The sequence below is a fragment of the Nocardioides sp. J9 genome (genome assembly GCF_007829375.1).
In the GTDB taxonomy this organism is placed as follows: domain Bacteria; phylum Actinomycetota; class Actinomycetes; order Propionibacteriales; family Nocardioidaceae; genus Nocardioides.
Map to the genome: position 1 here is coordinate 17,060 of NZ_VLJQ01000082.1, position 21,030 is coordinate 38,089.

A 21,030-nucleotide genomic window follows, 5' to 3' on the forward strand; every position below is an offset into this window, starting at 1 on the left:
TCAGCCGGCCGGCTTCAGGACGTAGCCGGCGCCGCGCAGGGTGTGGATCATCGGCTCGCGCCCGGCGTCGACCTTCTTGCGCAGGTAGGAGATGTAGAGCTCGACGACGTTGGCCCGGCCCCCGAAGTCGTAGCTCCAGACGCGGTCGAGGATCTGCGCCTTGCTCAGCACACGGCGCGGGTTGCGCATGAGGTAGCGCAACAGCTCGAACTCGGTGTGGGTCAGGTGGATCGGCTCGCCGCCGCGGGTCACCTCGTGGCTGTCCTCGTCGAGGACGAGGTCGCCGACGACGAGCGCCGACCGGGACTGCTCGAGCGCCGACCCGGCGCGGCGCACCAGCGCCCGCAACCGGGCGACCAGCTCCTCGAGGGAGAACGGCTTCGTCACGTAGTCGTCACCGCCGGCCGTCAGCCCCGCGACACGGTCCTCGACCGCGTCGCGCGCGGTCAGGAAGAGCACCGGCACGGAGGGGTCGTCGGCGCGCACCCTCCGCATCACCTCCATGCCGTCGAGGTCGGGCAGCATCAGGTCGAGCACGACGACGTCGGGGCCGTGTCGCCGGACCGCGGCGACCGCGTCGGCACCGGTGTGGGCGACCTCGACCGACCACCCGTCGTACCGCAGCGCCATGGCGACGAGCTCGGCGATGTTCACCTCGTCGTCCACGACGACGGCACGCAGCGGTGTCCCGTCGGGACGCGTGGCTGGCTCGGTCACACCACCAGCGTGCGCCACGATCCTGTGCGATTCCTGTGGAACTGCACGGCTCAGCCGTACGCCGCGCGGATCGCCTTCCAGTACGCCGCCGTGGTCGCCCGGTTCTGCCCCGGCGTGGCCGCCAGCCCGTCGGGCAGCGGCGTGCGGCAGGTCTCCCCGCGGCAGCTCTTCACCTGCGTCCAGACCCCGGCCAGCTGCGCCCGCACGTCGGCGTACGCCGCGGAGCGGTAGACGTTGCGGTCCTGGCGGGGGTCGCGCAGCAGGTCGTAGAGCTCCCCGCCGCCGTCGCGGTAGCGGGTGTAGCTGTAGCGCGAGGTGCGGATGCCGATGCTGCTGCGTCGGTCGGTGAACAGCGGGTGCGACCCGCGGGCGGTGCTGATCGCCTCCGTCACGATCGGCGTGCTCCAGCCCTGGTCTCCCCCACGCATCGCCGGCCAGCGGCTGGTGCCGTCCGGGGTGCGCGGCGGCTCCGCCCCGGCGACGTCGAGGACGGTGGCGGTGAGGTCCATCGTCGAGACCGGGTCGTAGCGCCGCTGCCCGCTGCGCATGCCGGGGCCGGTGACCAGCAGCGGCACGCGCAGCGACGGCTCGTGCGCCCATATCTTGGTCAGCCCGAGGTCGTGCTCGCCGATGATGAGGCCGTTGTCGGAGGTGAACACGAAGACGGTGCGCGCCCACTCCCCCGAGCGCTTCAGCTCGGCGACCAGCCGGGCGATGTTGCGGTCCATCACGTAGACCGCCTCGGCGCGCTGGCGGGTCGCCTCGAGGTAGGCGCGGTACGCCTGGCTGCCCGCGTGCATGCGGGCGCGTCGCACCGAGCGCGGCTTGTCGCTGAGGTCGCGCTCGACGGCGTTGCCGGTGCGGGCGAGGCCCGCGGCGCGACGGATCCTCTTGTCGAAGCGACCCTTGACCCACTGCGGGCGGGCCGGCGTCTTGACCTTGATCCGCTTGCCGGTCGTGCCGCGCACGCCGCGCGGGTCGTCCGGCTCCCACGGCGCGCCGTGGTGCGGGGCGACGTAGTTGACGTACATGAAGAACGGCGAGGGGCGGGCCGCGAAGCGCCGCGCCATCCCCACGGAGAGGTCCCCGATCACGTCGGACTGGTAGCGGCCGCGGTAGGAGTCGACGATGCGGCCGTTCATGTTGAAGGCGGTGTTGAAGTAGGCGTAGGTGCCGCCGGAGTAGCGGCCGGACCCGTCGTTCTCGATCGCCGCCCGCCAGTCGTGCCAGCCGCGCGGCACGTAGCGGGCCGACTGCTGGCCGCTCACCCGCGACCGGTCGCGGCCGTAGCCGTTGAGGTACTTCCCGATGAACCCGGTGCGGTAGCCCGCCGCGCGCAGCGACGTCGCGAGCGTGCGCGAGTCGTCGAAGGACTGGTAGCCCCAGGGCTTGTCGTGGTGGTAGACGCGGTGGTTGTGCGCGTAGCGGCCGGTGAGGAAGGACGCCCGGGCCGGGCAGCACAGCGGGTACGGCGAGAAGGAGTTCTCGTAGGTCAGCCCGCGCCGGGCGACGAGTCGGCGCAGGTTGGGTGCGTAGGCGAGGTCATCGACGCGCATGTCGTCGGCCATCACCACGACGACGTTCAGCCCGCTGGCCGCCGCCCGCGCGGCCGGGTCCGTCGCGGCCGGGTCCGGAGTCGCGGCGCTCGCACCGACGTCCTCGGCCGGCGCGGTGATCCCGGACGCCAGCGCCAGGGCGACGACGAGTGCGACGAGGACCGCCAGCAGGCGGGTCTTGCTCCGAACCACAGGGTCATTCCTCCCAGCCGTAGGCGGCGTCGATGGCGGTCCAGTAGGCATCGGTGTCGGCCTGGACCCGGCCAGGGGTGCCGGCGAGCAGGTCGGGCAGCGGCAGCGCGCACCCCGCGCCGCGGCAGTCCTTCACCCGCGGCCAGAGCCGGTCGAGCGCTCGCCGCACCTCGGCGTAGGCCGGGTCGTCGGCCACGTTGCGGTCCTGGCGCGGGTCCCGGACCAGGTCGTAGAGCTCCGCGTCCCCGCCGCGGTAGCGGGTGTAGGAGTAGCGGTTGACCCGGATCCCGATGGTGGCGCGCCGGTCGGTGAACTGCGGGTCCTTGCCGGGGGCGGTGTAGACGGCCTCGGTGACCACGGGCGTGGTCCAGCCGAGGTCGCCGCCGACGAGCGTGGGCACCCGGCTCACGCCGTCCGCGAGGTGCGGCGGCCGGGCACCGGCGAGGTCGAGGACGGTGGCGGTGAGGTCGACGGTGCTGATCGGGTCGTAGCGCTCCTGCGCCGTCCGCAGGCCCGGTCCGGTCACCAGCATCGGGACCCGCAGGGACGGCTCGTGGGCGATCACCTTCATCATCCCGAGCCCGTGCTCGCCGATCACCATCCCGTTGTCGGAGGTGAACACGAACACCGTGCGGTCCCACTCCCCCGACCGCCAGAGCTCCCGGACGAGACGGGCGATGTTGCGGTCCATGACGTGCACCGCCTCGGCCCGGCGGCGGGKGGCGAGGCGCAGCGCCTCCTTCGCCTCGTCGCCCAGGCGGCGGACGTGGTGGCGGAAGGCCTTCGGCTTGTCGCTGGTGTCGGCCTCGACCGGCTCGCCGGTGCGGGCGATGCCGGAGGCCCGGTCGACGACGTCGTCGTACATGCCGCGCACGTCGTCGGGCACCGCGGGGGTGACCACGCTGACCTCGCGGCCGTCCTCGTCGAGCACGGTGCGCGGCTCGTCGGCGGCGTTCGGCTCGCCGTGGTGCGGCGCGACGTAGTTGACGTACATGAAGAACGGCTCACCGCTGCCTGCGAAGCCGCGGGCCATGTCGACGGAGAAGTCACCGATGACGTCGCTCTGGTAGACCCCGCGGTAGCCGTTGTCGATCGTGCCGTTCACGTTGAACGGGGTGTCCATGTAGTCGTAGGTGTTGCCGTGGATGCCCGAGCCGGGCAGCGGCTCGACCGCCGCGCGCCAGTCGTCCCACCCGTTCGGCACGTAGGTCGCCGAGGACTCGCCGGTCACCTTCGACGGGTCGGTGCCGTAGCGGTTGAGGTACTTGCCGACGAACCCGGTGCGGTAGCCGGCTGCCTGCAGCGCGGTGGCGAGGGTGCGCGAGTCGTCGAAGGCGCCGTACCCGAAGGGCGGGTTGTGCCACCAGACCTGGTGGTTGTGGGCGTACTGGCCCGTGAGCAAGGAGGCCCGCGCCGGGCAGCACAGCGGGTACGGCGAGAAGGAGTTCTCGAAGGTGATGCCGTGCTCGGCGACCAGGCGGCGCAGCCGGGGCGCGAACGCGAGGTCGTCGACGCGCATGTCGTCGGCCATGACCAGCACCACGTTCGGCTGCTCGGGGAGCTCGACCGGGTCGGCGGCCGCGGTGGTCGCCGGCGCTCCAGCCGGTCGCCCGTCCGGCGTCGACTCGGCCGCCGGACCGCCGGTGCCCGCGAGCACGAGGAGCGCGAGCAGGATGCACAACGACAGGGCTGCGCCGACGGCGCCGCCCCAGACCCTCGCCGAGCCGCGCATGTGCCCTGTCCCCTCCCGTTGCGGATCGTCACCCTACGGCTGGGCAGACGCGCGCGAGGGCTATTCGGTTGCGAACCGGTCGCGGTGTCAGGGAAAACGCTCCACCGGTCCAGACCGGGGCGTCCGGTGCGGGACCTCAGTCCCAGTACCAGCGGATGCCGAGGGTCCCCGGTCCGAACCCGGTCACCGTGCGGCTGACGCTGGCGCCGAAGGTCTCGAGCTCGGTGACGTGCTCGACGCCGTCGACGACCGTGTAGTACTCGCAGCGGGCCGGGACGAGCTCGGGGTGGAAGCGGACCCAGATGCTCACCGAGGTCATCCGCCGCACGGCCCAGTAGAGGTAGGAGTTGTCGCTGGGGTCGGCGGTCGCGTAGGTGACCTCCTGCTCCAGCATCGCCGTCTCCCCCGCGACCAGCGGCCGGTCGAGGATCATCTCCCCGACGACGATGCCGCGCTCGCGGCCGAGCCGGTAGCCGCCGAGCGGGGTGATCTGCGGCGTCTCCGCCCCGGGCCGGACGGTGAGCACGGTGGCGCGCCGGTCGGCGTGCGGGTGGATGGACTCCACCACGAGCACGTACGACGAGCGGACGGGTGCGCGGTCCGGACCGAGCTCGTACTTGAGCACCACCTCGCGGTCGATCAACCGGTCGGAGGGCGAGTTGAACCCGACCTCGCCGAGCAGCTCGCGGATCCGCTCGTGGTGCTCGCTGAAGTCGGCGAGCCGGTCCAGCCCGACCCGCCGTCGTCGAGGTTCGAGCAGGCGCTCGAGGGCGCCCGGGTCGAGGTGCAGGATGTGCTCGATCTGGGCGAGGGCTCGAAGCGACGCCGCCTGCTCCGGCTCGCGCTGGCCGGAGCGCCAGTAGCTGAGCGTCGCCAGGCTCACCGGCGTGCCCCGGGCCTCGAGCGAGCGCTGCAACGCGCCGAGGCTCATCGACCGCGCCGCGAGGGCATCACGGAACGCAGCCCCGAAGCCACCGTTCCCCATGCCCTGACCCTAACGAACCCGTCCGAGCCAGGCCGGGGCTCGCGCGCAGGGCACCGGGGCGCTGCCGAAAACGGTGAGAGCCCCGCCGTCCTGCCGGGCAGGTCGTGCGGGGCTCTGGGTGCTCTCGCGGTGGTGGCTCCCCCGATTGGACTCGAACCAATAACCCTGCGATTAACAGTCGCATGCTCTGCCAGTTGAGCTACGGGGGAATGCTGGCCGCGGCCGGGGCCGTGCAGCGGGGAAACACTAGCAAGGCCGGGCCGGGCGCCCGAAATCGAGGGGCCGGGTCAGGCGCCGACGTCCGCGCGGGCGGCCGCGAGCGCTGCCTGCACCAGCGCGTCGACCTGGGGGTCGGCGGGGTCCAGCCCCTCGTCGTACTCGACGAACCAGGCGAGCTCACCGCGACGGCCGGGGGCCTGACGGGCGAGCACCCGGACGGAGCGGCGGTCGGTGACCTGGACGTGGCGCTGGAGCGCGATGCTCGCGGTCACCCGCTCGCGCACCAGCTGCAGCAGCCGGCCGGCGTCCTCGAGGTGCAGCACGTGCACGACCCGTTCCTGGCCGAAGCGGCCGACCTCGGTGACCGTCAGCGTGCGCTCCTCGGGGTCCCAGTCCGCCGCGGCGACCTCCTCCCACGGCAGCCGCTCCGGAAGGTAGAGCGCGTCCCGGGTCCCGCCCACCGCGCCGGAGGAGGTGGACGCGGAGGCCAGCAGCCGCTCCCCCGCCGCGACCGCCACGGGGTCGCCACCGCGCCGGCGCCGGAACAGGCGGGTCATGCGCCGGAGCCGACGATCTTCTCGCGCAGGGTCCGCCGGGCCTGCTCCAGCGCGGCCAGCTCCCCGAACATCCGGTTGAACTCGGTCTCGTTCTCCACCGGGTTGGTCCGCTGCAGGCGCGACTTCACCTCGTCGATGCGCCGCAGGGCGGTGAGCTCCTGGAGCCGGAAGAGGTGGTGGGCGACGTAGTCGGCGTTGATCTCCCGGTTGGCCGGGATCGGCTCGACCGCGAGCGCGCTGACGACCGACGACACCGCCGGGTCGGTGGCGCCGTCGCGGACCCGGGACACCCAGCCGGCGTCGTTCTGCCCCGCGACCGGGCCACCAGCGGCGGCGATCAGCTCCCAGACCGCACGGTAGGTCGGGTGCGTGAAGTCGTTGCTGCCGATGTCGGCGCTGGTGCGGCCGATCGCGATCGGGTGCTGGAGCACGAGCTTGAGCGTCTCCCGCTCGATGCCGAACCGCGGGTCGCGCAGGTCGGGGACCCTGCTGCGCGGGGCCGGCTCGGGCGGCGCGGACGTCGCCGCGCGGTCCCGAGGGCGTCCGCGGTCGGGCTCGTTGGCGCGGGCCGCGGCCCGTCGTACCTCGGAGCGGGCCTGCTCCATGTCGACGCCGACCATCGCGGCGAGCTCGCGGGCGAAGGCGTCGACCTTCGACTTGTCGCGCACGCTGGCGACGAGCTTGGCGCCCGCGCGCAGCGCGTCGACGCGGCTGTCGGCCCGGTCGAGGTCGTAGCGGCCGACGACGTTCTCCAGCACGAAGCGGTAGAGCGGGCGTCGGGTCGCCACCAGCTCGCGCACGGCGGCGTCACCCTCCTTGATCCGCAGCTCGCAGGGATCCATGCCCTCCGGAGCGACGGCGACGTACGTCTGGGCGACGAACCGCTGGTCGCCCTCGAAGGTGCGCAGCGCCGCCTTCTGCCCGGCCTCGTCGCCGTCGAAGGTGAACACCACCTCGCTGCGCAGCTCGGCGTGGTCATCCAGGAAGCGGCGCAGCACGCGGGCGTGGTCGTCACCGAAGGCGGTGCCGCAGGTGGCCACGGCCGTGGTCACGCCGGCCAGGTGGCACGCCATGACGTCGGTGTAGCCCTCGACGATGACCGCCTGTGAGGTCATCGCGATCTGCTTGCGCGCCAGGTCGATGCCGTAGAGCACGTGGCTCTTCTTGTAGATCGCGGTCTCGCCGGTGTTGAGGTACTTGGCCTCGATCCGGTCGTCCTCGAAGATCCGGCGGGCACCGAAGCCGATCGTGTCGCCGTTGGTCTCCCGGATCGGCCAGAGCAGCCGGCCGCGGAACTTGTCGTAGTGCGAGCGTCCCATCGCGACCAGCCCGGCGGCGATGCCCTCCTCCGCGGTGAACCCGCGGCCCTTGAGGTGGCGCCACAGCGCCTCGCCGTCCCGTGGCGCGAAGCCGACACCGAAGTGCTCGGCGGCGGCCTGGTCGAAGCCGCGCTCGGCCAGGAACTGGCGCGCCTGGAGCGCGTCGGGGGTGGCGAGCTGCTCGGCGTAGAACTGCTGGGCGACGGCGTGGGCCTCCACGAGGCGCCGGCGCTGGGGGCCGCGGGGGCGGTCGTCGAACCCGGACTCGTCGCGGCGCAGCTGCACGCCGTACTTGTCCGCCATCCGCTCGACGGCCTCGCCGAAGCTCAGCCCGTCGATCTTCATCAGGAAGGTGAAGACGTCCCCACCCTCCTGGCAGCCGAAGCAGTGGAAGAAGCCGCGGCTGGGGGTGACGTGGAAGGACGGCGACTTCTCGTCGTGGAACGGGCACAGGCCCTTCATCGAGCCGCCGCCGGCGTTGCGCAGGGTGACGTAGCCGGACACGACCTCGTCGATCCGCACCCGTTCCCGGACCGCGGCGATGTCCTCGTCACGGATCCGTCCAGCCATGCCGGAATCCTACTGACGACGCCCCGGGCGCCGTCCGGTCGTCCCCGTCCGCGGCGGCGGTCGGTCCCGGGACCCGGCAGCCGGGACCGGGTCCCGGAGAAAAGTCGAGCGAATCGCTATTCTCTGCGTGACCTCAGGCCCTGATGGTCGTTTCCCACTCGGGAGCGGTGTGGGAACCGGACAGTGGGAGCCAGCAATGGGCATGCGGGGAGGGACCAGGCATGGAGCAGTCGACTGCGCGTTCGCGCGCGTCGTGGCCGGTGCCCCTGGTGATCGCGCTCCTCGTGATCTCGGTCCTCTTCGTGGTCTTCCGCGACACCGACAGGGCGCCGCAGCAGGAGCCGGCCACCCCGGTCGCCGAGAAGGTCGACCTGAGGAAGCTGCCGCTCAGCTCCACGAAGACCACGATCAAGGCCGCCCCGAAGGATCCCCGGCCGACGAAGATCCCCAAGGGCACCGTCGTGCACCCCAGGAAGATGCTTCCGCTGTACGACGAGCCGGACGGCACGCCGTTCGCGAAGATCGGCCCGAAGCAGTTCGGCGACACCTGGCTGACCGTGATCACGCGCAACCGCGACTGGGTGCAGGTGATGCTGCCGTCGAAGCCGAACGGCTCGACCGGCTGGCTCCGCTCCCGGTACCTCGAGGAGGCGCACAGCCGGTTCCTGGTGCAGGTGCATCTCGACTCGCACTCGCTGGAGCTCTTCGAGGACAACGAGCTGGTCGGGACCTGGACGGTGGCCATCGGCGCACCGGAGACCCCCACGCCCACCGGCCGCACCTTCGTGCTGGGGCAGATCACCGACGAGAAGCAGCCCTTCTCCCCCGTGATCCTGCCGCTCGGCAGCCACAGCGACACGCTGGACTCCTACGGGGGCGGACCGGGCACGGTCGCCCTGCACGGCTGGACGGACCCGTCGGTCTTCGGCAAGTCGGTCAGCCACGGCTGCGTGCGGGTGCCGGATGACGCACTCGCCCTGCTCCGGACCGTTCCGACCGGCACACCCGTGATGGTCGACGAGGCCTGACACCCACACAGACGTTCCGCCGACAAGAGATGAAGATGAAGGGAAACCCATGAAGAAGACAAGGACCCTGGCCTCGGCCGCTGGCGCGGTCGTCCTGGTGACGGGTGCTGCGTCGTTCGCCGTGCTCGGTGGCGGGACCGCCACCGCGGCAGGTCAGCCGTCGTCCGCCTACGGGCTGTCGCTGAGCATCGCCGGCAACGCCGTGATCGGGGAGGACACCGTCCAGGTCGAGTCGACCGACGGCTCGCTGGTCGAGGACGAGCTCATCGGCCTGCCGGACAACCCGGTCGCCAGCGGTGGCGTGATCACCGTCAGCGCGAAGAACGGCAACGCGCGGGCCGCGGTGACCGACCTCGGCGTGGGTGACGGCCTCCTGTCCGCCCTTCCTTCGGAGCTCACCAGCCAGCTCGGCTCGGCGTGCGACACGCTCGTCGGCGCGCTCGACCCGCTGACCGGCGCGATCGACGACACGCTGCTCGGCACCCTGCTGCCGCAGATCGGTGGCCTGCTCGACCAGATCGCCGACGCCACCGACGGCACCCCGCTGGACCTGAGCCTGCTCGGCGCGCTCAACCTCTCCGAGCTGACCAGCCTCCAGCTGGGCGGCCTGTGCGACGTCCTGCGCGGTGACGACCAGCTGGTCGGCGCCGACGCCGTCGTCGCGGAGTGCAACGGCGACACCGGCACCACCACGGTCACCGACATCAGCGCCCTCGGCCTGCCGCTCGACATCGACGTGGACGAGCCGAACGCCAAGGTCGAGATCCCCGGCCTGCTCACCGTCACCGCGAACGAGCAGGTCGCGAACGCCGACGGCACCTTCACCGTCAACGCCCTGCACGTCAACCTGCTGGGCCAGGTCGACCTGGTGATCGCCTCCGCCACCTGCGGCGAGGTCATCAACGACGTCGACGACCCGGGCCCGTCGGACGCCCCGTCGCCGACCCCGGTCGAGTCGCACGTCCCGGTCACCGGCTGACCCATCCCCGACATCTGCTTGTCGGTCACCGACCGGCCACGACCTCCCGTGTCGTGGCCGGTCGGTGCTTTTTCTGGGCCGCCACCGCCGGCGGTCGAGGTGCGAGGCGCCACAGCCCGCCACCAGGCCCGGAGGCTTCGAGGCTCCTCGCTAGCGCTCGTCGCACCTCAACCACCGGAAAGGCTTGCCGCCAGACGGGCTGTACCACCTACCGGGGCCAACTGCGGCGCGGCAGCGCGGCGCCCGCGCCGGAGGCGCGTCGAGGGCAAGTGCGGGCCGAGCGCAGCGAGTGCCTGCGCGCAGCCCTCGACAGGCGACGCGCTCGCGCAAGTCCAGCTCGAGCGCGGCGCCCGCGCCGAAGGCGCGTCGAGGGCAAGTGCGGGCCGAGCTTGCGAGGCCTGCGCGCCGCCTTCGACAGGCGACGCGCTCGCGCAATCAGCTCACCAATCGCGTGTGCCAGGCGACGGCGCTGGCGTCGGTGAGCGAGGCGACCTGGTCGACGACGACGCGGGTGCGGGCGGCGTCGTCGGTGGCGCGGGCCCAGTCGGCGGCGAAGGAGTCGTCGAGCGCGGCGCCGTCGCTGCGCAGCAGGACGTCGACCAGCTCGGCGAGCAGCTCGCGCTGGCGGCTCTGCAGGGCGACGCGGCCAGCGTCCTGCATGACGTAGTGGGCGGCGATGCCCTTGAGGACCGTGATCTCGGCCCAGGTGTCGGCGGGCACGACGAGGTCGGCGGCGTAGCGGGCGAAGGGGCCGGAGGAGGCCGCGAAGGTGGCCTGCTGGACCGCGCCGCAGAACCGGCCGATCAGGTCGCTGGTGAGGTTCTTGAGGGCGGCGAGCGCCGGTCGGCTGCCGTCGTACGACGTGCTGGGCCAGCTGCCGACGGAGCGGAGCCGGGCGAGGACGTCGTCGAGGGCGTCGTCGTCGGCGTCCGGCTGGTACCACTCGCGCACGGCCTGCCACACGGCGGCGGTGTCGAGGCGGGTCAGGTCGATCTTGCCGGCGACGATGCCGTCCTCGACGTCGTGCACGGAGTAGGCGACGTCGTCGGCGAGGTCCATGACCTGCGCCTCGACGCAGCGGCGGCGCTCGGGGGCGTCGCGGCGCAGSCACTCGAAGGCGGCCAGGTCGTCGTCGTAGACGCCGAACTTGCCGTCGGCGGGCGCGTCGGCGCGGCGCCAGGGGTACTTCGTGCAGGCGTCGAGGGTCGCCCGGGTGAGGTTGAGCCCGACCGACTCCCCGGCCGCGTCCACGGTCTTCGCCTCGAGCCGGACCAGCAGCCGGAGGGTCTGCGCGTTGCCCTCGAAGCCGCCGCACTCCTCGGCGAGGGCGGCGAGGGCCCGCTCGCCGTTGTGCCCGAAGGGCGGGTGGCCGAGGTCGTGGGCCAGCGCCGCGGTCTCGGTGATGTCCGGGTGGGTCCCGAGCGCCCGGGAGAGGTCACGGGCGATCTGGGCGACCTCGAGGCTGTGGGTGAGCCGGTTGCGCACGAAGTCGTCGCTCTGCGGGCCGACGACCTGGGTCTTGGCGGCGAGCCGGCGGAAGGACGCGGCGTGCACCACCCGGGCGCGGTCGCGCTCGAAGGGCAGCCGCTCCGGCGCCTCGACCCGCTTCGGCGGCTCGGGCACGATGCGTTCGCGGGCGCGCTCGTCGTACAGCCGCTCCACCTGGTCCACGCCCGCGACCCTATCGACCGGATCCGACGCTGCGGCGCCGATCCGGCCGGTCGCCTCCGCGGCGTCGGTCAGGGCGTCGGTCAGACGGACGCGAGGAAGGCCCGCACCCGCTCCAGCAGCAGCGCCACGGCCCCGGGGTCGTGGGCGTCGAGCGAGGAGTCGGTGAACAGGTGCTGCTCGCCGGGGTAGACGAACAGCTCCGCGGTGGGGGTGGAGGCGGCCAGCTCGCGGGCCGCCGGCAGGTCCTCGTCGAAGAACTCGTCGCCCTCCATCCCGTGCACCTGCACCGGCACGCCTGCGGGCCACGCGTCGCTGACCTCGGTGACCGGGAGGCACGAGTGGAGCAGCAGCGCCCCTCGTGCGCCCGGGCGGGTCTGCGCCAGGCGCTGGGCGATGGTCACGCCGAAGGACATCCCGGCGTGGACCACGTCGGGGCCCAGGTCGTCGGCCACGGCGAGACCGCGTGCCCGGAGCTCCTCGAAGCCGACCTCCTGCGCGAACCCGAAGCCCTCCTCGATGCTGGCGAACGTGCGCCCGCCGAAGAGGTCCGGCGTGTGCACGGTGTGGCCGTCGGCCCGCACCGCGTCCGCGAAGGCACGCACCCCGGCAGTCAGCCCCTGGATGTGGTGGAAGAGCAGCACGTCGGCCATGTCGGCCTCCTCACGATCAGCGGTTCCCGGGAACCGGGCGTGAGGTCGAGCATGCACTCCCCCACCGACAGCAGCCGGCAGGGCCAGGGTCAGTACGTCGTGACGTGGACGTGGTCGTAGTGGTTGGCCGTGGCCGAGCCGCGGTTCGACATGCCCCGCCAGCCCTCGCCGGAGCGCTCCACCGACCAGATCTTCTGGGAGTAGATGACGTAGCTGACGCCGAGCGCGGCGGAGTTGGCGCGGACGAACTCCGCGATCTCCCAGCCGCGGGAGCCCGAGGTCATGATGTCGACCGCGATGCCCTGGCCGTGCTCACCGTCGCTGCGGAACGTGCCGTAGGTGGTGACCTCGGGGAAGTTCGCGCAGACGGCCTGGTGGACCTTCTTGATGTTGGGGCTCACGCTGGCCGGCACGCTGGTGCCGTTGGTGCAGGCCGCGTCGACGCTCAGCGGCTCCTCGTCGGAGAGGTAGCCGGCGGTGACCCAGCGGGCCTTGCCGTCGACCACGATCTCGACGCGCTCGCGGTACTCGCGACCGGTGACCAGGACCTTCTCGCCGTCACCGATCTCGCCGACCTTCTTGCCGGCCCTGTCGGGGCGGGTCCACAGGTTGAGGGCCTCGGTGGTCCACAGCCGGGTGTCGGCCTTGCGGACCGCCCGCCTGGTGGCCTCCTCGGACACGAGCCGGTCGACCCGCGTGCCGATCGCGTCGGCGGAGCGGTCGCTGCTCCGGGAGATGACGGGGAGCTCGCGGGGGGCCGCGCCCTGCACGGAGCCGGCGGCGGCCTTGCTGTCGATCGCGAGCAGGTCCTGCTCGGGGGCCGGGGAGCTCATCACACCGGCGGTGACGACCGCACCGGTCGCCAGGGTTGCGAGGGAGCCGGCCAGGAGGGCGGCTCGGGGCGTGCGTCGCGCGGTTTCCCGCTTGTGGCTGGTGGCCACGCGCTGATCCTTTGCTGTCGCTGACATGGGCGTCCCGAGGACCTTACCGGCCCCGGGCATCCTGCGAGTAGAGCACACTGGTGGACCGTTCAATCAATTTTGTGAGGGTCCTTGAGCGTGAGTCGAGTCACCCTCCGGTGGTCTCGTCGACGTCCTCGAGGACCCCGCAGGCCCCCTCGCCGAGGCCGTCGGTGTCGTCCAGCCAGCCCTCGGGGAGCACGACCTTGTGCCGCGGGGCGCCCTGGCGCCCACGGGGGGCGCCCAGCTCGGAGACCGGGAACGGCTCGTCCGGGTCGAGACCGGCGAGCAGCTCGTCGAGGGCCGCGAGGGAGTCGACGAGGCCGAGCGAGCGACGCAGCTCCCCGCCCGCGCGGAAGCCCTTGAGGTACCACGAGACGTGCTTGCGGAACTCCTTGCAGCCCCGCTCCTCCCCCATGTGCTCACACAAGAGCTCGGCGTGGCGGCGCATCATCGCGGTCACCTCGCCCAGGGTCGGGAGCGTGGTGGAGCCGACGCCCTCGGGCCCGAACGCGGCCGCGAGGTCACGGAACAGCCACGGTCGGCCGAGGCAGCCGCGGCCGACGACGACGCCGGCGGCGCCGGTCTGCTCGACCATCCGCACCGCGTCGGCAGCCTCCCAGATGTCGCCGTTGCCGAGCACCGGGATGTCGACGTGCGCCACCAGCGCGGCGATGGCGTCCCAGTCGGCGGTGCCGGAGTAGGCCTGCGCGACGGTGCGGCCGTGCAGCGCGATCGCGGCGCAGCCCGCCTCCTGAGCGATACGGCCCGCGTCGAGGTAGGTGAGGTGGTCGTCGTCGAGGCCCTTGCGGGTCTTCATGGTGACCGGCACGTCGTACGGCGCAGCGGCGGCCACGGCCTCCTCCAGGATGCGGCCGAGCAGGTTCCGCTTCCACGGCAGGGCACCGCCGCCGCCCTTGCGGGTCACCTTGGGCACCGGGCAGCCGAAGTTGAGGTCGACGTGGGCGACGCCGTACTCCTCGCAGAGGATCTTCGTCGCCTGGCCGACGTAGGTCGGGTCGGTGCCGTAGAGCTGGACCGAGCGCAGCTGCTCGGCGTCGTCGAAGACCAGCATCCGCTTCGTGTTCTCGTCGCCCTCGACGAGCCCGCGGCTGGTGATCATCTCGCAGACGTAGAGCCCGGCGCCGTGCTCGGCGCACAGGCGGCGGTAGGCCGCGTTGGTGATGCCCGCCATCGGTGCCAGCACGACGGGCGTGGGCACCTCCAGCGAGCCGAGGCGCAGCGCGGTCACGACGTCGACGCCGAGGCGCTCGTCGTGGCCGACGGCGTCGCCGACGGGGTGGTGCGCCCCTTGCGGCCGGTGCCGTCCTTCTTCTCCTTGTCGCCCTGCTTGCCCCCGCCCGGGCCCTTCTTCCCGGTCTTGCCGGTCTTGCCGGCCTTGCCGGGCTTGGTGACCTTGCTGACCTCGCCGCTCCACGTCACCGGGTCGAGGCCGCCGAAGGGCGGGAAGGCGACGCGCTCGAGCGCCCGGTCCGGGGCGATGAAGTAGACCTGGCACAGCTCGGCGCTCGCGCCGGTGGCGAAAGGCTCCGGCAGCGGCCCCCCCGGGCGGGGGGGGGGCCGCGGGCGGCGCCCCGCCGTGGCAGGCGGGCTGCTGCTGGCGGGTGTAGTAGTTCGGCGCCTCGAGGGTGGTGCCGTCGTCGGCCCACAGCACGTTGTCGAGGCGGACGCCGCCGAGGTCGGTCTCGCCGGCGTTGGTGACCGTGACCCGCACGAAGTAGGGCGTACGGGCGGCGGTCGTGTCGTCGACGTTCCAGCCCTTGAAGGACTCCTGGAAGGACGTCCGCTCGATCCGGTCGACGGTCACGGCGAGCACGCCGTTCTCGTCCTGGCGGCGCTGGAAGGCGATCACGCCCTCCTCACCGAGCTCGAGCCCGGTGCCCGGCTCGGTGAGCGTGACGTCCTCCGGGACCTCGAGGTACGGCGGTGCCGACCCGGTGGCCGAGGGGCTCGGCGAGCCGGACCCCTCGGCCCGGTCGTCGCCGTCCCCGGAACCGCACCCGGCGAGCCCGACCGTGAGCGCCAGCGGGAGGCCCGCAGCGACCACAAGTCGGGCGAGCCGGGTGCGCGTCAGCATCCGACGAGCCGCTCGGCGAAGTAGGAGGTCAGCTTGTCCAGCGCGACCCGCTCCTGGGACATGGTGTCCCGGTCGCGGACGGTGACCGCCTGGTCGTCGAGGGTGTCGAAGTCGACGGTGACGCAGAACGGGGTGCCGATCTCGTCCTGGCGGCGGTAGCGCTTCCCGATCGCGCCGGAGTCGTCGAAGTCGACGTTCCACAGCGCGCGCAGCTCGGTCGCGACGGCCTTCGCCCGCGGGGTGAGATCCTCGTTGCGACTCAGCGGCAGCACGGCGACCTTGACCGGAGCCAGGCGCGGGTCGAGGCGCAGCACGGTGCGCTTGTCGACGCCGCCCTTGGTGTTCGGCGCCTCGTCCTCGGCGTACGCGTCGACGAGGAAGGTCATCAGGCTGCGCGAGAGGCCGGCTGCGGGCTCGATGACGTAGGGCACGTAGCGGGCGTTGTTGGCCTGGTCGAAGTACGACAGGTCCTTGCCGGAGTGCTCCGCGTGCGTCGAGAGGTCGAAGTCGGTGCGGTTGGCGATGCCCTCGAGCTCACCCCACTCGGAGCCGGTGAAGCCGAAGCGGTACTCGATGTCGACGGTGCGCTTCGAGTAGTGCGACAGCTTCTCCTTGGCGTGCTCGTAGTGCCGGAGGTTGTCGGGGTTGATGCCCAGGTCGACGTACCACTGCGTGCGGGCGTCGATCCAGTACTGGTGCCACTCCTCGTCCTCACCCGGCTTGACGAAGAACTCCATCTCCATCTGCTCGAACTCGCGGGTGCGGAAGATGAAGTTGCCCGGCGTGATCTCGTTGCGGAAGCTCTTGCCGATCTGCGCGATGCCGAACGGGGGCTTCATCCGCTGCGAGGTGACCACGTTGGCGAAGTTGAGGAAGATGCCCTGCGCGGTCTCCGGACGGAGGTAGTGCAGGCCGGACTCGTCCTCGATGACGCCGAGGTAGGTCTTCAGCAGGCCGGAGAACTGGCGCGGCTCGGTCCACGCGCCGCGCGTGCCGCAGTTGGGGCACGCGACCTGCGCGAGGTCGACGTCGTCGGGGTCGTCGATCCCCTTCTTCTCCGCCACGGCCTCCTGCAGGTGGTCGGCACGGAAGCGCTTGTGACAGGACTGGCACTCGGTCAGCGGGTCCGTGAAGGTCGCGACGTGGCCGGAGGCCTCCCAGGTCTGGCGCGGGAGGATGACGCTGGAGTCGAGGCCGACGACGTCGTCGCGGCTCTGGACCATCGAGCGCCACCACTGGCGCTTGATGTTCTCCTTGAGCTCGACGCCGAGCGGGCCGTAGTCCCAGGCCGAGCGGGTTCCGCCGTAGATCTCCCCGCAGGGGTAGACGAAGCCTCGGCGCTTCGCGAGGGAGACGACGTTGTCGACGGTGGACGGGGGCGGCTTGGCCACGTGGTGATCCTTATGGGACGAGCCCGGCTGGCTGTCGGGCGTGACTTGTCTGGCTACTCGCGGGAGCGAATGACTAGGTTACGCGAGGGTCCGCGACGTTGAGGACTCTCCCCGGCTCCACGACCTCGTAGGCACCCGGCTCGTCGATCGCGCGGCTGAGCACGGGCACCCCGTGCAGCTTGAGCTCGTACGACGACAGGGCGCGCCGGTAGGCACCGACGTTCTCCCAGCGGGTGGCCAGGACCCACAGGTCCGGCTCGTCCATGTTGCGCCCGACCCACCCGGCGACGTAGCCGGGCTTGCTGGCGAGCAGCTCGTGCACGCGTTCGAGGTCGGCGCGCAGCTCGTCGGGACCGTCGGGGTGGTCACCGGCCCGGAAGCGGTTCATCACCAGCATCCGCGCACCCTATCGTTGGGCCGTCTCCCTGTAGCCGTCTCGAGGAGGGAGCTCGCATGGGGCGCCCGGAGTGGTGGCACGCCCGCCGTCGTGCCCGTTGGTGGCGCGCCAGTGCCGTGGCCTGCGTGCTGCTGACCATCGCCACGTGCGTGGTCGTGGCGCTCCTGCCGGGAGCCGTCCGAGCGGACGCCGACCTCGCGAAGCGGGCGGTCGAGGTCGAGGCCCGGGTGGCGAGCGTCGACTGCGGCAGCAGGTGCAACGAGGTGGAGTACACCCTCGACGGGACCACCTACCGGGTGGTCAAGCGCAGCTGGAACCGGGACCTGTTCGACAGGTTCACCATCTACGTCGACCCGGACGACCCCGAGGGATTCGGGACCCGCCGGGGCGGCAGCCGGTCCTTCACCATCATCCTCGGGCTCACGCTGCTCCTGGTGGCGGCCTGGCTCACAGCCTGCAGCACGATCGGGAACCGGCCGGTGGAGCGCGACGGCGACGTCGTCCGCCTGCGGGCCTCGCTGACCCACCACGGCGCCATGGTCGCGCTCGGCGGCCTCCTCGGTGCACTGGTGGGCGTGTTCGTCGCGATCTTCCTGTCGCTCGGCGCGGGTGACATCGTCACCGCGTGGGCCGCCGGCACGGCACTGGTCGCCGGCGCCGTGCACCTGTGGCGACGCCGTGGCGGCACCACCCTCGAGCTCCGGCCGCGGGAGGTGGTGCGGGTCGGCGGGCTCGTGCGAGCACCCCTCCGCCTCGGGCCGGGCACGACCTTCCAGGAGCTCTCCCGGCGGATGTCGCGCACGTCGGGCCACTGGCTCGTCCGCGTCGACGACGGCAGCTCGAAGGCCCGCCTGCTCCCCTCGGCGTGGGGGACCGACGGGGCGGAGTCGCGCCAGCTGCTGCTGGGCCACCTGTACCGCTACGGCTGCGACCCCAGGGATCCCTCCATGTTCTGAACTTGACCGACACCTTGACCACAGTTGAGAATGATTCTCATGCGCTTTGGTTCCGGTCTCGCCCTGCTCTCCTCCGCCGCCCTGCTCGCCTCCGGCTGCTCGGCGTTCAGCGAGGACGGCGGCAGCGCGAGCGGTGGGTCCGGGACGAGCGTGGTCGCCGCGTTCTACCCGCTGGCGTGGCTGACCGAGCGCGTGGCCGAGGGCACCGGCACCGAGGTGGAGCTGCTGACCACCCCCGGTGCCGAGCCGCACGACCTCGAGCTCGACGTGCAGCGCACCGCACTCGTCTCGCAGGCCGACCTCGTCGTCTACCAGGCCGGCTTCCAGCCCGCCGTCGACGACACCGTCGCCCAGAACGCCCAGGGCAGCAGCCTCGACGTCGCCGCGCTCGCCGGCCTCCTGCCGATGGACGAGTCCGCCGAGGAGCACGGGGAGCACGGGGAGCACGGGGACGAGGACGGCCACGACCACGGCGACCTCGACCCGCACTTCTGGCAGGACCCGGTCCGGGTCGCCACCGTGGCCGACGCCGTCGCCGGCGAGCTCGCCGCGATCGACGAGGAGCACGCCGATGAGTACGCCGCCAACGCCGCCGCGCTGCGCGAGGACCTCGAGGCGCTCGACGCGTCGTACGCCGCTGGCCTCGCCGACTGCGAGCGTGACACCATCGTGGTGTCGCACGACGCGTTCGGGTACCTCGAGAAGTACGGCCTGCACATCGCCTCGATCGTCGGCCTCTCCCCCGACGCCGAGCCGACGGCCGCCGTGCTCGGCAGGCTCCAGGACCTGATCGAGGAGGAGGGCATCACCACGGTGTTCAGCGAGCCGCTCGAGCCCGCGCTCGGCGAGTCCCTCGCCGGCGACCTCGGCCTGACCAACGGCGTCCTCGACCCGGTCGAGGGACTGTCCGACGCCGACTCCGGCGAGGACTACCTGTCGATCATGGAGGCGAACCTGGCCGCGCTGCAGACCGCCAACGGGTGCCGATGACCACCACCAACACGACCAGCCCCGCCGTCTCGGTCAGCAACGGCACGGTCGCCCTCGGCGGTCGGCCGGTGCTGCGCAGCATCGACCTGTCGGTCCAGCCCGGGGAGTTCCTCGCCCTGATGGGCGCCAACGGCTCCGGCAAGTCGACCCTGGTCCGCACCCTCGTGGGCCTGCGACCGCTGCTGTCCGGCGAGGTGCGGCTGTTCGGCACCCCGCTGGCGTCGTACGACGAGTGGTTCCGGATCGGCTTCGTGCCCCAGCGCGCGACCGCCGCCGCCGGCGTGCCCGCGTCGGTCTGGGAGGTCGTCGCCGCCGGCCGGCTGACCCGCCGCAGGCTGCTGCGCCCGCTCTCCCGCGCCGACCGGGCCGCGATCGAGGACGCCCTCGAGATCGTCGGCCTCGCCGACCGGCGCCGCGACGCCGTCAGCAACCTCTCCGGCGGCCAGCAACAGCGGGTGCTCATCGCCCGCGCGCTCGCCGGCGAGCCCGAGCTGCTCTTCCTCGACGAGCCGACCGCCGGCGTCGACCTGCCCAACCAGCAGGCGCTCGCCGACACGCTCGGCCGGCTCAAGGGCCGCGGCGCGACGATCGTCCTCGTCGCCCACGAGCTCGGCCCGCTGGCGCCGCTGGTGGACCGCGCGGTCGTCATGCGCGACGGCCGCGTCGTCTACGACGGCGACCCGCTCGGGGACCACGAGGTGCACCAGCCGTGGCTCGGCGAGCCGCACACCCACCACCATCACCACACCGGCCGCCCGGGCCGCCCCGACCACGTCCCGGGCGTGGCCTCCCCGGTCGACGGAACCGGAGAAGACGCGCGATGAGCCCCGTGGAGCTGTTCGCGACCCCCTTCATGCAGCGCGCCCTCATCGCCGCCCTGCTCACCGGGCTCGCCGCCCCCGCCATCGGCACCTTCCTGGTCCAGCGCCGGCTCGCGCTGATGGGCGACGGCATCGGGCACGTGGCGGTCACGGGCGTGGCCGTCGGCCTGGTCACCGGCACCGCGCCGGTGTGGACCGCCGTCGTCATCGCCGTGCTCGGCGCGATCCTGCTCGAGGTGATCCGCGAGCGCGGCCAGACCAACGGCGACGTGGCCCTGGCCCTGCTCTTCTACGGCGGCCTCGCCGGCGGCATCTTCCTCACCGGCCTCGGCGGCGAGAGCGCGTCCTCGCTCAACCGCTACCTCTTCGGCTCCCTCAACACGATCTCCGTCGACGACCTGGTCGTCACCATGGTGCTCGCCGTCGCGGTCGTCGGCCTCTGCGTCGGACTGGCGCCCCAGCTCTTCGCCGTCGCCCAGGACCAGGAGTTCGCCCGCGTCGCCGGACTCAAGGTCCGCGCCTACAACGTCCTGGTCGCCGTCCTCGCCGCAGTCAGCGTCACCGTCGCCATGCGCACCGTCGGTCTGCTGCTGGTCTCGGCGCTCATGGTGGTGCCGGTCGCCACCGCCCAGCAGCTCACCCGTTCCTTCCGCACCACCATCGCCGCCGCGATGGCACTCGGCACCCTCGCCTCGGTCGGCGGCCTCGTCGTGGCCACCTTCGCGTCGTACAAGGCGACCGTCGCACCCGGCCCGACCATCGTCCTGCTCGCCCTCGCCTGCTACGTGGTCGCCTGGCCGATCGGGATCTGGACCCGCCACCGCGCCCGCCTGCGCGAGCCCTTCGCCGAGGGCCAGCCCGACGAGCACGAGACCGTCGAGGAGCACCACCCCCACGACCACGGCCCCGGCTGCGGCCACCTCGCCGTCCCCCACGACGACCACGTCGACTACGTCCACGACGGCCACCGCCACGCGCCCCACGGGTCGCACTACGACGAGCACTAGCCTTGATGGGGCGAGCGTGTCGCTCGTTGCTGGTCTGGGCGAGCGTGTCGCTCGTCCGGAGGCCGCCGCTGGTTGAGGTGCGAGGCGCCCCAGCGCCGAGCCTCGAAACCAGCGGCACCGATGCACCGGACTGTGCCCACCACAGCCCGCCATCAGGGCCCGGAGGTTTCGAGGCTCCTCGCTAGCGCTCGTCGCACCTCAACCACCGGGAGTATGGCGTCGCGCACCCGAGGCTT

Annotated in this window: 18 protein-coding genes and 1 tRNA gene; 6 read left to right on the plus strand and 13 right to left on the minus strand. The window is 72.4% G+C overall.

Features of this window, described 5'->3' with window-relative positions; genetic code table 11:
• From L615_RS13860 to dnaG, 7 genes are all read right to left on the minus strand, one after another.
• A complete protein-coding gene (locus L615_RS13860) occupies positions 1-717 on the minus strand; it encodes a response regulator transcription factor (protein ID WP_028656810.1) in 717 nt (238 codons plus the stop codon).
• A gap of 50 nt (positions 718-767) precedes the next feature.
• The gene (locus L615_RS13865; RefSeq protein ID WP_186449864.1) at positions 768-2,465 is read right to left on the minus strand and encodes a sulfatase; all 1,698 of its coding nucleotides are present in this window, start codon (positions 2,463-2,465) and stop codon (positions 768-770) included.
• A gap of 4 nt (positions 2,466-2,469) precedes the next feature.
• Complete coding sequence (locus tag L615_RS13870; RefSeq protein ID WP_145725446.1) at positions 2,470-4,197, minus strand: sulfatase-like hydrolase/transferase; 1,728 nt, start codon at positions 4,195-4,197, stop codon at positions 2,470-2,472.
• Positions 4,198-4,333: 136 nt separating this feature from the next.
• Entirely contained in the window at positions 4,334-5,182 is an 849-nt protein-coding gene (locus L615_RS13875) for a hypothetical protein (RefSeq protein WP_145725447.1), read from the minus strand.
• Positions 5,183-5,315: 133 nt separating this feature from the next.
• A tRNA-Asn gene (locus L615_RS13880) sits at positions 5,316-5,391 on the minus strand.
• A 78-nt stretch (positions 5,392-5,469) separates the two neighbouring features.
• Positions 5,470-5,958: a hypothetical protein gene (locus L615_RS13885; protein ID WP_145725448.1), complete on the minus strand. Its 489-nt coding sequence runs from the start codon at positions 5,956-5,958 to the stop codon at positions 5,470-5,472.
• A complete protein-coding gene (gene dnaG / locus L615_RS13890) occupies positions 5,955-7,847 on the minus strand; it encodes a DNA primase (protein ID WP_145725449.1) in 1,893 nt (630 codons plus the stop codon). The genes L615_RS13885 and dnaG overlap by 4 nt, the downstream gene beginning before the upstream one ends.
• Before the next feature lie 221 nt (positions 7,848-8,068).
• On the opposite strand from dnaG, the gene L615_RS13895 reads away from it, so the two are divergent.
• Positions 8,069-8,875: a L,D-transpeptidase family protein gene (locus tag L615_RS13895; protein WP_186449865.1), complete on the plus strand. Its 807-nt coding sequence runs from the start codon at positions 8,069-8,071 to the stop codon at positions 8,873-8,875.
• 49 nt (positions 8,876-8,924) lie between these two features.
• Positions 8,925-9,854: a choice-of-anchor P family protein gene (locus L615_RS13900; protein WP_145725451.1), complete on the plus strand. Its 930-nt coding sequence runs from the start codon at positions 8,925-8,927 to the stop codon at positions 9,852-9,854.
• Between the two features lie 435 nt (positions 9,855-10,289).
• Here the strand turns inward: L615_RS13900 and L615_RS13905 are convergent, their stop codons facing one another.
• From L615_RS13905 to L615_RS13930, 6 genes are all read right to left on the minus strand, one after another.
• Positions 10,290-11,525, minus strand: a complete 1,236-nt coding sequence (locus tag L615_RS13905) for a deoxyguanosinetriphosphate triphosphohydrolase (protein WP_145725452.1) — start codon at positions 11,523-11,525, stop codon at positions 10,290-10,292.
• An 80-nt stretch (positions 11,526-11,605) separates the two neighbouring features.
• Complete coding sequence (locus tag L615_RS13910; protein ID WP_145725453.1) at positions 11,606-12,175, minus strand: dienelactone hydrolase family protein; 570 nt, start codon at positions 12,173-12,175, stop codon at positions 11,606-11,608.
• Positions 12,176-12,264: 89 nt separating this feature from the next.
• Positions 12,265-13,116: a hypothetical protein gene (locus L615_RS13915; RefSeq protein ID WP_051486117.1), complete on the minus strand. Its 852-nt coding sequence runs from the start codon at positions 13,114-13,116 to the stop codon at positions 12,265-12,267.
• A gap of 127 nt (positions 13,117-13,243) precedes the next feature.
• On the minus strand, positions 13,244-14,386 hold the full coding sequence (dusB, locus tag L615_RS13920; protein ID WP_145725458.1) for a tRNA dihydrouridine synthase DusB: 1,143 nt from the start codon (positions 14,384-14,386) through the stop codon (positions 13,244-13,246).
• Positions 14,387-15,225: 839 nt separating this feature from the next.
• Positions 15,226-16,623, minus strand: a complete 1,398-nt coding sequence (locus tag L615_RS13925; RefSeq protein WP_145725454.1) for a glycine--tRNA ligase — start codon at positions 16,621-16,623, stop codon at positions 15,226-15,228.
• A gap of 73 nt (positions 16,624-16,696) precedes the next feature.
• Entirely contained in the window at positions 16,697-17,020 is a 324-nt protein-coding gene (locus tag L615_RS13930) for an antibiotic biosynthesis monooxygenase (RefSeq protein WP_036518772.1), read from the minus strand.
• Between the two features lie 56 nt (positions 17,021-17,076).
• On the opposite strand from L615_RS13930, the gene L615_RS13935 reads away from it, so the two are divergent.
• The 4 genes from L615_RS13935 to L615_RS13950 are packed head-to-tail and all read left to right on the plus strand — an operon-like array spanning position 17,077 to position 20,794.
• On the plus strand, positions 17,077-17,976 hold the full coding sequence (locus tag L615_RS13935) for a hypothetical protein (RefSeq protein WP_145725455.1): 900 nt from the start codon (positions 17,077-17,079) through the stop codon (positions 17,974-17,976).
• Positions 17,977-18,015: 39 nt separating this feature from the next.
• Positions 18,016-18,966 carry a metal ABC transporter substrate-binding protein gene (locus tag L615_RS13940; RefSeq protein WP_145725456.1) on the plus strand — a complete coding sequence of 317 codons (951 nt, stop codon included), beginning with the start codon at positions 18,016-18,018 and terminating at the stop codon, positions 18,964-18,966.
• The gene (locus L615_RS13945) at positions 18,963-19,790 is read left to right on the plus strand and encodes a metal ABC transporter ATP-binding protein (RefSeq protein WP_028656796.1); all 828 of its coding nucleotides are present in this window, start codon (positions 18,963-18,965) and stop codon (positions 19,788-19,790) included. The genes L615_RS13940 and L615_RS13945 overlap by 4 nt, the downstream gene beginning before the upstream one ends.
• Positions 19,787-20,794, plus strand: coding sequence for a metal ABC transporter permease (locus L615_RS13950; RefSeq protein ID WP_036518769.1), 1,008 nt, complete (start codon positions 19,787-19,789; stop codon positions 20,792-20,794). Before L615_RS13945 ends, L615_RS13950 begins: the two co-directional genes overlap by 4 nt.
• The last annotated feature ends 236 nt before the right edge of the window (positions 20,795-21,030 follow it).